Here is an 11,414-nt window from a genome sequence, read left to right on the forward strand (position 1 = left end):
TTCCGATCATGCTTCGGCTAATTATAAAGAACTTAAGTTCTACAATTACGATGCTTGTCTATCTGGATGCCCATCAGAATTCTGCTGCTTGTCAGCGGATTTTTTTCTGTGTCTGATCGGATTGCCAGGCTGCTTTCCGGGAATATAATTGCGCAGCAGCAACCTTGAAAAAGGGGGTGCACTACCAGCTTCTGCTGCCTGACCCTGATGCCTTTTTTGCCTCAGGGTTTTGCTTTGCCCGGCACGTTTGCTCCCCCTTTCTCAAGTTGTCTAATGACCATAATGCGCAGTGTCCCGGCCAGTGTTCTGGTTACCGGGAGCTTTGTTTCTTGTGTTTTTCGTCAGGGAAGACTCAATGACCATGGCTTCCATTATTCGTTAGGACAGTTCCGGATCACCGGAGAGACGGGTTACTCCTGACCTCAACTTGATTGATTAGGCGAAAGGTATGATCAAAATCAAACAGGGGCTGGATCTCCCGATCTCAGGATCGCCTGAACAAAGTATCTCGGAAGGCAGGGCCGCCCGCTCTGTCGCCGTGATTGGCTTTGATTACGTAGGTATGAAACCTACGATGGCGGTTGCTGTGGGAGATCGAGTTAAAAAAGGGCAACTGCTCTTTACCGATAAAAAGACACCGGGTATCCGGTACACAGCATTGGCTGGCGGTACAGTTTCAGCAATCAATCGTGGTGAAAAACGGGTTTTGCAATCCGTGGTGATCGATATTGTTAACGACTGTGGCCAGGAAGAAGAAGAGATCTTCACAGCCTACAAGCCTGAAGAACTGGCGGGCCTGACCGCAGACCAGGTGGAAGCGCTGCTGAATGAGTCCGGTCTCTGGACTGCTCTGCGCACCCGTCCGTTCAGTAAGGTTCCGGCATTGGGAACCCGTCCGGCTTCCATCTTTGTCACGGCGATTGATACTCATCCGCTGGCGGCCAATCCGGAAGTGGTGATCAGGGAGCAGGCCGAAGCGTTTGAACAGGGTATCAATATCCTGGGCAAGCTCAGTGGCGGCAAGATTTTCCTGTGTAAGGCACCGGGTGCCAACATTCCTGCCGGGATTGCTATCAGTGAAGAGTTCGCAGGTCCCCATCCTGCTGGCCTGCCAAGTACGCACATCCACTTCCTGGATCCGGTTTCTGCCACCAAAACGGTGTGGCAGGTGGGTTATCAGGATGTCATTGCCGTCGGTAAACTGTTTACCACCGGTCAGCTTTTTACAGATCGTGTTGTCTCTCTGGCAGGACCCCAGGTTGATAAGCCTCGCCTGGTTCGTAGCCGCCTGGGTGCCTCCACCGATGAAATCACTGCCGGTGAACTGAAGCCTGCCACCAACCGTATTATTTCTGGATCGGTATTTGGTGGTCGCACTGCCAATGGCCCATTCGCTTACCTGGGACGTTACCATAATCAGGTTTCCGTTCTGGAAGAGAGTGATGAGCGTCTGTTCCTGGGCTGGGTCAACCCAATGGTGGATCGCTTTTCCATTCTGCGCGTTATGACCTCCGGCCTCAGCAAGAGCCGCCTGTTCAATTTCACTACCACCACTAACGGTGGGGAACGCGCAATGGTACCCGTTGGCAACTATGAGCAGATGATGCCTCTGGATATTCTGGCGACACAGTTGCTTCGTGCAATCATCGTTGGTGATACCGATACTGCCCAGAAACTGGGTGCGCTTGAGCTGGAAGAAGAAGACCTTGCTCTATGCACATTCGTTTGCGCGGGTAAATACGAGTACGGCCCCCTGCTGCGTGACAACCTGACCCGTATTGAGCTGGAGGGGTAATCAGTGAAGCCATTAAGAAATCTCCTTGACTCGATGGAACCCCATTTCGTCAAGGGCGGTAAATACGAAAAGTTCTATGCGTTGTATGAAGCAGCGGACACGCTGTTCTATACACCACTGGACAAAACCCATAACACCAGCCACGTTCGTGATGCCGTCGATCTGAAACGAATGATGGGTCTGGTGTGGCTGTGTACTTTCCCGGCCATGTTCTTCGGTATGTGGAACGTGGGTTACCAGGCAAACACGGCCATCGCCAATGGTCTGGGCACCATCCCCACTGACTGGCACGGTATGCTGATTGCCATGCTGGCCGGTAATGACCCTGCCAGTATCTGGGATAACCTGATCTATGGTGCCGTCTACTTCCTGCCTATTTATGCCGTGACATTCTTTGTCGGCGGTTTCTGGGAAGTGCTGTTTGCCATCATCCGTAAGCACGAAGTGAATGAAGGTTTCTTCGTTACCTCCATATTGTTTGCCCTGATCGTTCCGCCTTCCATCCCGCTGTGGCAGGTAGCCCTGGGTATCTCCTTCGGTGTGGTTATCGGGAAGGAAGTATTCGGTGGTACCGGCAAGAACTTCCTGAACCCGGCTCTTACTGGTCGTGCGTTCCTGTTCTTCGCTTATCCGGCGCAGATTTCCGGTGACCTGGTGTGGACGGCAGTTGACGGCTTCTCCGGTGCCACCATGTTGAGCGTTACCCAGCAGGGTGGTATGGAAGCGCTGCAACAGTCCATCAGCTGGATGCAGGCGTTTGTTGGGGTGATGCAGGGTTCTGTGGGCGAGACATCGACACTGGCTATCTTTATCGGTGGCGCGGTTCTGCTGTTCTCCGGCATTGCTTCCTGGAGAATTGTCGCGGGTACCATGATTGGTATGATTGCCCTGTCTACCCTGTTCAACGTCATTGGTTCTGACACCAACTACATGTTCCAGGTGCCCTGGTACTGGCATATGGTCCTGGGTGGATTTGCCTTTGGTCTGATCTTTATGACCACGGACCCGGTATCCGCTTCCATGACCAACAACGGTCGCTGGTTCTACGGTGCCCTGATTGGTGTCATGGTGGTCCTGATTCGAGTGGTGAACCCGGCGTATCCGGAAGGGATGATGCTGGCCATTCTGTTTGCCAACCTGTTTGCGCCGCTGATTGACCACTTTGTGGTAGAGGCCAATATCAAGCGTCGGGAGGCTCGGGCCTGATGGGAAACGATACGATTAAAAAGACGCTGCTGGTCACGGTGGTCCTGTCACTGGTCTGTTCGGTGCTGGTATCCATGGCGGCAGTTTTCCTGAAACCGGTTCAGAACCGGAACATCAAGCTGGACGTTCAGCGTAACATTCTGGATATCGCCGGTCTGAGCAGTGATGCCAGGGCGCTGAGTCCTGCTGAAATTGCTGAGTTGTACAAGCAGATCCAGCCACGCCTGGTTGACCTGAAAACCGGCAAGTTTGTTGATGAAGCCAGCGGCCTGTCCGTTGACCAGTACGATCAGCGTACTGCCGCAAAAGATGCCAGGACTTCCAGGGCACTGGGCAGTGCTGACATCGCCGGTATTTCCCGTCAGGCAGACGTTGCCAAGGTCTACCTGGTAGAACAGGATGGTCAGATGGAGACATTGATCCTGCCGGTTCACGGCCGTGGCCTGTGGTCTACCATGTATGGGTTCCTGGCGCTGGAAAACAACCTGAACACGGTGAAAGGTTTTGGTTTCTTTGAGCAGGCAGAAACTCCCGGACTGGGTGGTGAAGTCAGCAACCCGGTGTGGAAATCCCGCTGGGTTGGCAAGGAGATCTACGGTATTGATGGCAAGGTGGCACTGCACGTGATCAAAGGTGGCGTTGATCCAACCAGCCCGGGTGCTGTAAACCAGATTGACGGCCTGGCTGGAGCGACATTGACTGCCAATGGTGTCAGCAACCTGATCAAGTTCTGGTTGTCCGATGCCGGCTTTAAACTGTTCCTGAATAATCTGAAAGCGGGGAATGCATAATGTCTGTGAAGACCAAAGATATCCTGCTGGAACCGGTTGTTAAGAATAACCCTATTACCCTGCAGATTCTGGGTATCTGTTCGGCGCTGGCGGTTACCACCAGTATGCAGGTCAGCCTGGTAATGGCACTGGCGGTTATCGGGGTAACCACCTGTTCCAACCTGGCGGTTGCCCTGATCCGTAACCACATTCCCAACAGCATTCGTATTATCTGTCAGATGACGGTTATTGCCTCGCTGGTCATTGTGGTTGATCAGATTCTGAAAGCCTACGCGTACGACATCTCCAAGCAGCTGTCGGTATTCGTCGGCCTGATCATTACCAACTGTATCGTTATGGGGCGTGCAGAAGCCTTTGCCATGAAGAACGGTCCAATGCTGTCAGCACTGGATGGTTTTGGTAATGGCCTGGGCTATGGCTGTGTGCTGATTATCGTCGCTTTCTTCCGTGAACTCTTTGGTGCGGGCAACCTGTTTGGTGTGGAAATCTTCGCAACCGTGAACAACGGCGGCTGGTACGTGCCAAACGGCCTGATGCTGCTGGCTCCCAGTGCCTTCTTCCTGATCGGTCTGCTGATCTGGGCGATTCGCAGCTGGAAAACAGACCAGGTTGAAGAGGTGGAATTCAAGATTGCACCTAACACCAAATTCAGTGAGGCGCACTAAGTCATGGAACATTTTATTTCGCTATTTGTGAAAGCAGTGTTCGTGGAAAACATGGCGCTGGCTTTCTTCCTGGGGATGTGTACCTTCCTGGCCGTATCCAAGCAGGTGAAAACTGCCCTGGGTCTGGGGGTTGCGGTGGTTGCCGTACTGACCATCACCGTGCCCATTAACAATGTCATTTACCAGAATATCCTGAAAGACGGGGCGCTGGTTGCCGGTGTTGACCTGAGCTTCCTGGGCCTGATCACCTATATCGGTGTTATCGCTGCCCTGGTACAGATCCTGGAAATGTTCCTGGATAAATTTGTACCCGCCCTGTACAACGCGCTGGGCGTGTTTCTGCCACTGATTACCGTAAACTGCGCTATCATGGGTGCGTCACTGTTCATGGTTCAGCGTGACTACAACCTCGGTGAATCCGTGGTTTATGGTTTCGGTGCTGGTGTGGGCTGGGCTTTGGCCATTGCGGCACTGGCGGGCATTCGTGAAAAGCTCAAGTACAGTGATGTACCTGCAGGGCTGAGAGGTCTGGGCATTACCTTCATTACCGTTGGTTTGATGTCCCTGGGCTTCCTGTCTTTCTCTGGCGTGCAGCTGTAAGGGGGATTGGGACGATATGGATTTAAATATTATCTATGGCGTTGCCATGTTCACCGTTATCGTACTGGCGCTGGTGTTGGTTATCCTCGCCGCCCGTTCGAAACTGGTGAGTATGGGGGACGTGACCATCGGGATTAACGAAGATCCCGGCAAGGCCGTAACCACGGCTGCCGGAGGCAAGCTGCTCAACACCCTGTCCAGTGCCGGGGTATTCCTGCCATCTGCCTGTGGTGGCGGTGGTACCTGCGCGCAGTGCAAGTGTAAGGTGCTGTCTGGTGGTGGGGAAATGCTGCCAACCGAGCGCTCTCACTTCACCAAGCGGGAAGAGAAGGAAGGCTGGCGTCTTTCCTGCCAGGTGGCGGTTAAGCAGGACATGGAAATTGAAGTTGAGGAAGAACTCTTCGGCGTCAAGAAGTGGGAGTGTGAAGTTGTTTCCAATGACAACGTAGCCACCTTCATCAAGGAACTGGTACTGAAACTGCCAGAAGGTGAAGACGTTAAATTCCGTGCCGGTGGTTACGTCCAGCTGGAATGTCCTCCTCACACCGTCGAGTACAAAAACTTCGATATCGGCGAAGAGTACCGTGGTGACTGGGATAAATTTAACCAGTGGCAGTACGTTTCCAAGGTGGATGAAGAGACCATCCGTGCCTACTCCATGGCCAACTATCCGGAAGAGAAAGGCCTGCTGAAGTTCAATATCCGTATTGCTTCACCACCTCCGGGTACTGATTTTGCGCCAGGCAAGATGTCTTCGTTCGTCTTCAACCTGAAGCCCGGCGACAAGATGACCGTGTACGGACCTTTCGGTGAGTTCTTTGCCAAAGAGACCAGCAATGAAATGGTCTTTGTCGGTGGTGGTGCGGGTATGGCACCCATGCGTTCGCACATCTTTGACCAGCTGAAGCGTCTGTCTTCCACCCGCAAGATCTCTTTTTGGTACGGTGCCCGCTCCCTGCGTGAAGCCTTCTACGTGGAAGAGTTCGATAAACTGGCTGAAGAGAATGAGAATTTCAGCTGGCATCTGGCGCTGTCCGATCCGCTGCCAGAAGATAACTGGACCGGCTACACCGGCTTTATCCATCAGGTTCTGTTTGATAACTACCTGAAGGATCATCCGGCTCCGGAAGACTGCGAGTTCTACATGTGTGGACCACCCATGATGAACGCAGCCGTTATCAAGATGCTGGAAGATCAGGGCGTAGAACCTGAAAACATCCTGCTAGATGATTTCGGTGGTTAAACCTCTAATTTAAATGTTATTGTTCCATAAAGGCCAGTTCACTTGAGAACTGGCCTTTTTATTTGTCCGGGTAATTTTTTTAATAAGAATTTATTACAGAGTGAAACTATTAAGTACTTTTATACTCCAATCATATGTGCATACAAAACCTGTAATCTAATAATACTGACAAGGACAGACAGAAATGGACGCAATAAAGTTGGGTGTACTACCAGCTATATCACACTCCTGGCATCGTCATGCGGAGTCATGGTTTTTAATAAGGGCGATCAAAACCATTGTAAATGGTATAAAAGCACTGTTTGGTAGATATACTGTCAGTGTTCTTGGGGTTGTCACTCCGCGTTTGGTGTCAGAAAACCCCAATTCAAGCTATGCCAAAGTGTTATGTAAACCCCTGAGTGCATACCAGATCAATATTGCTAAAACGTTTAGTGATAAAGGGGTATATTTGGCTAATAAGATTAAGCAGTTGTGTAATAAAGGCCGCACTGTGGAAGTAAAGCTGGCATTTAAGCCAGATGGTGTCGAGGCTGTTCCTATGTACTATTCACAGAATGAAATGTCTGAGAATTTGAATGGTAAAGTTCATCGGTCTCTATTTGATGCAGTAGAGGGCGGTGAGCTTATACGGTGCCGACACTTAGCCCTGGGTTATGTTACTGGCGCTTTTGGTCGTGGTAAGCATACATTCAGTTCCGTTGATACTCGGTCTGCATTGAAGTTTTTCTCTGATAAAATTCCAACAGATAAAGATTTGGATACTCATTGGCTGAAACCATCCAGTGGAGGTTACTATTTTACCAAATCAACTCTCAGTCATGCTATTCAGTCAATTGCCGAGAAGTATTGGGATATGCCAAATGCTACTGAGAAAGACTTTCTGGTTTTGATTCCAAAGCATGTCATGGGCTTGAGATTTAAAAAGCAGGAGGGGTGTCTCAAAGTGATTTTTTATGAGCCCAATGATACAGGAAGGCATAGAACTTTTTCATTATATGATCCTGGTAATGCATGTACTCTTGAGCCTGAGGATCTTTTCAGTATTTGGCCCCCTGATGAATTAGATGAATTGAATTCAGGAATTATTGTCAGTTATGATACTCAGGAGCATCTTGAACAATGTCATGTCAATGTATTTGGTGATGTGGATTTTCAATCAATTGAAGGAATTACTTTCTTAGCTGGACACAGAGATCATCCAAAAATTAAGTCATCACTCAAAAGGGAACCCGAAGGAAACCGGAGGCAAGGGTAACCAGCACTGAACGGGAATGACTTGTGGTGCTTTCGTGGTTTAACAATAAAACATTTAACCTTGAAGTAAAGGCCGGTGCTCTTTGAGCCCGGCTTTTTTTATACGCAATATTTATGGCAACACGCCTCACTCATGCCTTTGCGGTAGAACCCATACTGATAGTGTCTCTACAGAGGCACTCGTTATGATGGAATTTCCTCTTTTGTTTATTGTCCAAAAGCACAATACCAAACCGTCAATCGCGAACAGAGGTGTGAAGATGGAGAGTGTCAGGGGTAACATCAACAATCCTTCGTTTAATAGTATTATCCGTCAGGGCGAAATCCGTCAGGGCGAAGATGGCACGGCTGCCGGGCAATTTGCTTCCTGGTCGCGGGTTGAAATGTCTGGTCAGGGTGGGCGGCAGTTTCATCCCGGTCATATTGACCATACCGCAAATCAGGAACTGTCCAGACTGAATCAACGGGGCTGTGTCGAGAGTCATCAGCAACCCCGGTCGTCGCTTTCCTGTCAATCCGGGCCATCGTCTGGTATCCCTGCACTGGAAAGCGCCCTTCAAGCTGGAGATATGCAAGCTCTCGAACAGAGTCTGACAATAAACAGTGATCATGGTGCCAACATACATGAATATGGTCGCCTGCTTTTTATCGCTTTGGAGGCAGAAAATTTTGCAGGCATGAAACGATTATGTGAGGCGGGTGCCAATGTCAACGCTATTAACGAGAATGGCGAGACGCCACTGCATATAAGTGCCTTAGGGAACAAAGCGGATTATCTGCAACTGCTGATCGATTTCGATGCAAATGTCAATGCCGTTGATATGCGCCGCTACACCCCCCTGCACATGGCCTGCATGAATGACAACGTGGTATGCGCGCATCGACTGATCAACTTCCAGGCGGATGTCAATGCTGCCGGTAATTACCCGCGCACGCCCATGCATATGGCTGCATATACCGGTAGCAGTATCTGCCTGCAGCTACTCATTGACTGCGGGGCAATGGTTAATGAAACTAATTGTCTCAGCGAAACCCCCCTGCACTGTGCCGTCAGAAAAGGACGTGCCAAAAGCCTGAGGGTACTGCTTAATACTGAACAGGTGAATGTCAATGCCACCGCTGAGTTAGGCTATACGCCTGTGCACTTGGCAGCCAAAGAGAACAGAGCCGATATCCTGAATGAACTGCTGACCCACAGGAAAGTGAATGCCAATGCCACCAGCCTCTACGGCGAAACGCCTTTGCACATCGCTGCCGAAGGGGGTAAAACCCATAGTGTGCAAGCGTTACTCAAAAACAGCAAAGTGCTTGTCGATACTAAAAATTTTCAAGGCAACACTCCCCTGAGTTCTGCTGCTGCAATGGGTAAGGCTGGTAGCGTGGAGTTACTGCTCACTAGCCCGGAAGTGGATATCAATGTTACCAATGTGCTTGGTTTAACACCCTTGGACCGGGCTATCAGGGAAGGTCACAACCGATGTGCAGAACTCCTGCTTGCCAAAGGGGCTAAAAGGGGGGAGGAGTTGTGGCGATGCCGTATTTTGTGAGGGTGGTTAGGATACTTATGGCATTGCATTTACTGGCAAAGTCGGTTTATAAGCTACCTGGAAACTGTCGTAAACTGCAACAGTAGAAATGCAATGGAGTCACGCAGAATGAGTTCATCCACTGTTTTGATCACAGGGGCAACCTCTGGTTTTGGTCTGGCCAGTGCCCGGCTATTTGCCCAACATGGTTATTCCCTGATCATCACCGGCCGTCGTTCACAACGGCTGCAGGCACTGGCGGAAGAGTTGACGCCTGAAGTACCGGTTCACAGTGTCACGTTGGACGTTCGCGATATCCGGGCAGTATCCGATATGGTGGACACACTGCCTGACGATTTTCGCAATATTGAGGTTCTGGTCAATAATGCCGGTCTTGCGCTGGGTGCGGGACCCGCGTGGGAGGCCAGCCTGGAGGACTGGCATACCATGATTGATACCAACGTGACCGGTCTGGTGAATGTGACCCATAAGTTGCTGCCCATTTTACGTGAGCAACCCAGAGCTTCCATTATTAACCTGGCATCAGTGGCTGCTAACTGGGCTTATCCGGGAAGTCATGTTTATGGAGGGAGTAAGGCATTTGTTGCCCAGTTCTCCCGTAATCTTCGCTGTGACCTGGCTGGCAGTGGTGTCCGTGTGACCAGTCTTGAGCCTGGCATGTGTGAGACCGAGTTTTCATTGGTGCGTTTCAAGGGGGATCAGGAGAAGAGCGACAGTATTTATAAAGCGGTTAACCCGCTTCGTCCGGAAGACATTGCCGATATTATTCTCTGGATTGCCCAACAGCCGGCCCATATCAATATCAACAGTCTGGAAGTAATGCCAACTTCCCAGGCGTGGGATAATTTCAAAGTGGTTCGAAAAACCGACTGATCGGATGGCTTGTTGAAATTTCGACTTCTTTCCTGATTTCCTGATTTTGAACCATTCGTCACCAGGTACTGTCGAAGTGCCTGCGTGGTATATGAAAACGAGTGGTTGTATTTCAGTTATGAGTATTGTCTTGGTGGATACAGGGGTAAGGCTATCATACTCTGATGCGTTCTGGTTCCAGTATGAAGCCTACCGGGAAGATACCTGCGTCGTATATTCTGCCCTCAGAGCCTTTACTGACTCGGTTGCCAGAAATGTAGAGTTAGCCAGGGAAAACTTTGTCCAGCATCTGGATGTTCATCTGGGAGAGCGAATTTCAAAGCGTATCAGTGAGTGGCAGGTTTCAATTCCATTAGCGATTCCAGTGAGTCAGGAAGTGTTTGATTATCAAACAGGACCTCACCTGGACGACTCCCCCGGGGCCAGAGAGCTTTCGCACTATTTGAGTTCTCTTCTGAAAGAAATGACACATGAAGGTATCACGCTTGAGCAATCACTAGCTGCATTAGGCAGGTTGAATGACCTGACGCAAGCGTTTGCTGATGAAGCGGGCCGTATGCAGGAAAGCTGGTATCGTTATGACCTTCAACCCGATGGTGGGCTGCCCAGGCTGGCCTTTCCCGGATACCCCCGGGATGACCCTCGCCATAATCCAGAAGAAGACTGTTGTTTGCGGGAGCAGCGACTTGTTTATGCCCAAATCATTCGACAACAAATTGTTAATTCAGTGAGAATTATTTTCAAACGTATGAGTGATTTGTCATCACCATTTAACCAGACAAATGATCATCATAAACGTGAAGAGGGGTATTTGATAAATTTTAAAAAGCACTGGTTAAATAACAAAATATTGTGTGAAAAGTTAATGAATGATCACTATCAGGAAATTGTAACGAAAATAGAATCCCTGGATTTTGACAAGAAAATGTTTCTCATGGTGTGAGGCTTTCAGGCCATGATTTCAGGGCTTATTGTGTCAGTGCCCAGCAGCAGCTTTACTATCCGGGTCATTTTTGAGATCTGTACTGGCATAATATGAGTGCATTGCCATTGCTGTTGACGGCAAGCATTGCCAGCGATTTATCGTTTTTGAGATGATTGCTGGCATCGGATAATAACCATTCTCGACAAGATTGAGTTCCACTATACCCCGAAGCACGCATCATGGCTGAACCAGATAGAGATATGGTTTTCGATTCTGGTGAGGCGCTTTCTGAAACATACAGTTTTACATCGACCGAAGACCTGAAGGCATGTCTCCACCAGTTTGTGGACTTCTTCAATGAGAAAATGGCCAAGCCTTTTAAGTGGTTTTATAAAGGTCGGCCATTACAGGTGTAATGCTGTATGGGTATCAGCGCCTGGTTGCACTGGGAGCCTGACCGAGAATAGCGCCCGACTGGGCGTCCCCGTAGCGAGGATGGCAGAAAATTGAGG

General features: G+C 49.9%; 11 protein-coding genes and 2 pseudogenes. 12 read left to right on the plus strand and 1 reads right to left on the minus strand.

The features are described 5' to 3' along the window. Positions 1-448 precede the first annotated feature (448 nt). From KDK13_RS05480 to KDK13_RS05525, 10 genes are all read left to right on the plus strand, one after another. Positions 449-1,795: a Na(+)-translocating NADH-quinone reductase subunit A gene (locus tag KDK13_RS05480; RefSeq protein WP_257283942.1), complete on the plus strand. Its 1,347-nt coding sequence runs from the start codon at positions 449-451 to the stop codon at positions 1,793-1,795. Positions 1,796-1,828: 33 nt separating this feature from the next. Beyond that, the gene (locus KDK13_RS05485; protein WP_373692215.1) at positions 1,829-3,001 is read left to right on the plus strand and encodes an NADH:ubiquinone reductase (Na(+)-transporting) subunit B; all 1,173 of its coding nucleotides are present in this window, start codon (positions 1,829-1,831) and stop codon (positions 2,999-3,001) included. Then, the gene (locus KDK13_RS05490; protein ID WP_257283944.1) at positions 3,001-3,792 is read left to right on the plus strand and encodes a Na(+)-translocating NADH-quinone reductase subunit C; all 792 of its coding nucleotides are present in this window, start codon (positions 3,001-3,003) and stop codon (positions 3,790-3,792) included. The genes KDK13_RS05485 and KDK13_RS05490 overlap by 1 nt, the downstream gene beginning before the upstream one ends. After that, positions 3,792-4,457, plus strand: coding sequence for an NADH:ubiquinone reductase (Na(+)-transporting) subunit D (locus KDK13_RS05495; protein WP_257283945.1), 666 nt, complete (start codon positions 3,792-3,794; stop codon positions 4,455-4,457). The genes KDK13_RS05490 and KDK13_RS05495 overlap by 1 nt, the downstream gene beginning before the upstream one ends. 3 nt (positions 4,458-4,460) lie before the next feature. Further along, positions 4,461-5,057, plus strand: coding sequence for an NADH:ubiquinone reductase (Na(+)-transporting) subunit E (gene nqrE / locus KDK13_RS05500; RefSeq protein ID WP_209200877.1), 597 nt, complete (start codon positions 4,461-4,463; stop codon positions 5,055-5,057). A 16-nt stretch (positions 5,058-5,073) separates the two neighbouring features. Next, the gene (nqrF, locus tag KDK13_RS05505) at positions 5,074-6,300 is read left to right on the plus strand and encodes an NADH:ubiquinone reductase (Na(+)-transporting) subunit F (protein ID WP_257283947.1); all 1,227 of its coding nucleotides are present in this window, start codon (positions 5,074-5,076) and stop codon (positions 6,298-6,300) included. Between the two features lie 184 nt (positions 6,301-6,484). Beyond that, on the plus strand, positions 6,485-7,558 hold the full coding sequence (locus KDK13_RS05510) for a hypothetical protein (RefSeq protein ID WP_257283948.1): 1,074 nt from the start codon (positions 6,485-6,487) through the stop codon (positions 7,556-7,558). 184 nt (positions 7,559-7,742) lie between these two features. Continuing rightward, entirely contained in the window at positions 7,743-9,104 is a 1,362-nt protein-coding gene (locus KDK13_RS05515) for an ankyrin repeat domain-containing protein (protein ID WP_257283949.1), read from the plus strand. Between the two features lie 108 nt (positions 9,105-9,212). Next, positions 9,213-9,977 carry an SDR family oxidoreductase gene (locus tag KDK13_RS05520; RefSeq protein WP_257283950.1) on the plus strand — a complete coding sequence of 255 codons (765 nt, stop codon included), beginning with the start codon at positions 9,213-9,215 and terminating at the stop codon, positions 9,975-9,977. Positions 9,978-10,095: 118 nt separating this feature from the next. Beyond that, positions 10,096-10,920 carry a hypothetical protein gene (locus KDK13_RS05525; protein WP_257283951.1) on the plus strand — a complete coding sequence of 275 codons (825 nt, stop codon included), beginning with the start codon at positions 10,096-10,098 and terminating at the stop codon, positions 10,918-10,920. Between the two features lie 64 nt (positions 10,921-10,984). On the opposite strand, the pseudogene KDK13_RS19150 reads toward KDK13_RS05525, so the two are convergent. Next, positions 10,985-11,059 (minus strand): annotated as a pseudogene (locus KDK13_RS19150) (hypothetical protein); the annotation flags it as partial. Positions 11,060-11,097: 38 nt separating this feature from the next. On the opposite strand from KDK13_RS19150, the pseudogene KDK13_RS05530 reads away from it, so the two are divergent. After that, positions 11,098-11,178, plus strand: a pseudogene (locus KDK13_RS05530) (transposase); the annotation flags it as partial. Next, on the plus strand, positions 11,142-11,318 hold the full coding sequence (locus KDK13_RS19155) for a hypothetical protein (protein ID WP_373692214.1): 177 nt from the start codon (positions 11,142-11,144) through the stop codon (positions 11,316-11,318). The pseudogene KDK13_RS05530 and the gene KDK13_RS19155, both read left to right, overlap by 37 nt. The last annotated feature ends 96 nt before the right edge of the window (positions 11,319-11,414 follow it).

The organism is Endozoicomonas sp. SESOKO1 (assembly GCF_024606265.1).
Taxonomy (GTDB): domain Bacteria; phylum Pseudomonadota; class Gammaproteobacteria; order Pseudomonadales; family Endozoicomonadaceae; genus Endozoicomonas.

Coding starts and splice junctions, on each gene's coding strand:
- KDK13_RS05480 (WP_257283942.1), top strand. CDS start 449: ATGATCAAAATCAAACAGGGGCTGGATCTCCCGATCTCAGGATCGCCT.
- KDK13_RS05485 (WP_373692215.1), top strand. CDS start 1,829: ATGGAACCCCATTTCGTCAAGGGCGGTAAATACGAAAAGTTCTATGCG.
- KDK13_RS05490 (WP_257283944.1), top strand. CDS start 3,001: ATGGGAAACGATACGATTAAAAAGACGCTGCTGGTCACGGTGGTCCTG.
- KDK13_RS05495 (WP_257283945.1), top strand. CDS start 3,792: ATGTCTGTGAAGACCAAAGATATCCTGCTGGAACCGGTTGTTAAGAAT.
- nqrE (WP_209200877.1), top strand. CDS start 4,461: ATGGAACATTTTATTTCGCTATTTGTGAAAGCAGTGTTCGTGGAAAAC.
- nqrF (WP_257283947.1), top strand. CDS start 5,074: ATGGATTTAAATATTATCTATGGCGTTGCCATGTTCACCGTTATCGTA.
- KDK13_RS05510 (WP_257283948.1), top strand. CDS start 6,485: ATGGACGCAATAAAGTTGGGTGTACTACCAGCTATATCACACTCCTGG.
- KDK13_RS05515 (WP_257283949.1), top strand. CDS start 7,743: ATGATGGAATTTCCTCTTTTGTTTATTGTCCAAAAGCACAATACCAAA.
- KDK13_RS05520 (WP_257283950.1), top strand. CDS start 9,213: ATGAGTTCATCCACTGTTTTGATCACAGGGGCAACCTCTGGTTTTGGT.
- KDK13_RS05525 (WP_257283951.1), top strand. CDS start 10,096: ATGAGTATTGTCTTGGTGGATACAGGGGTAAGGCTATCATACTCTGAT.
- KDK13_RS19155 (WP_373692214.1), top strand. CDS start 11,142: ATGGCTGAACCAGATAGAGATATGGTTTTCGATTCTGGTGAGGCGCTT.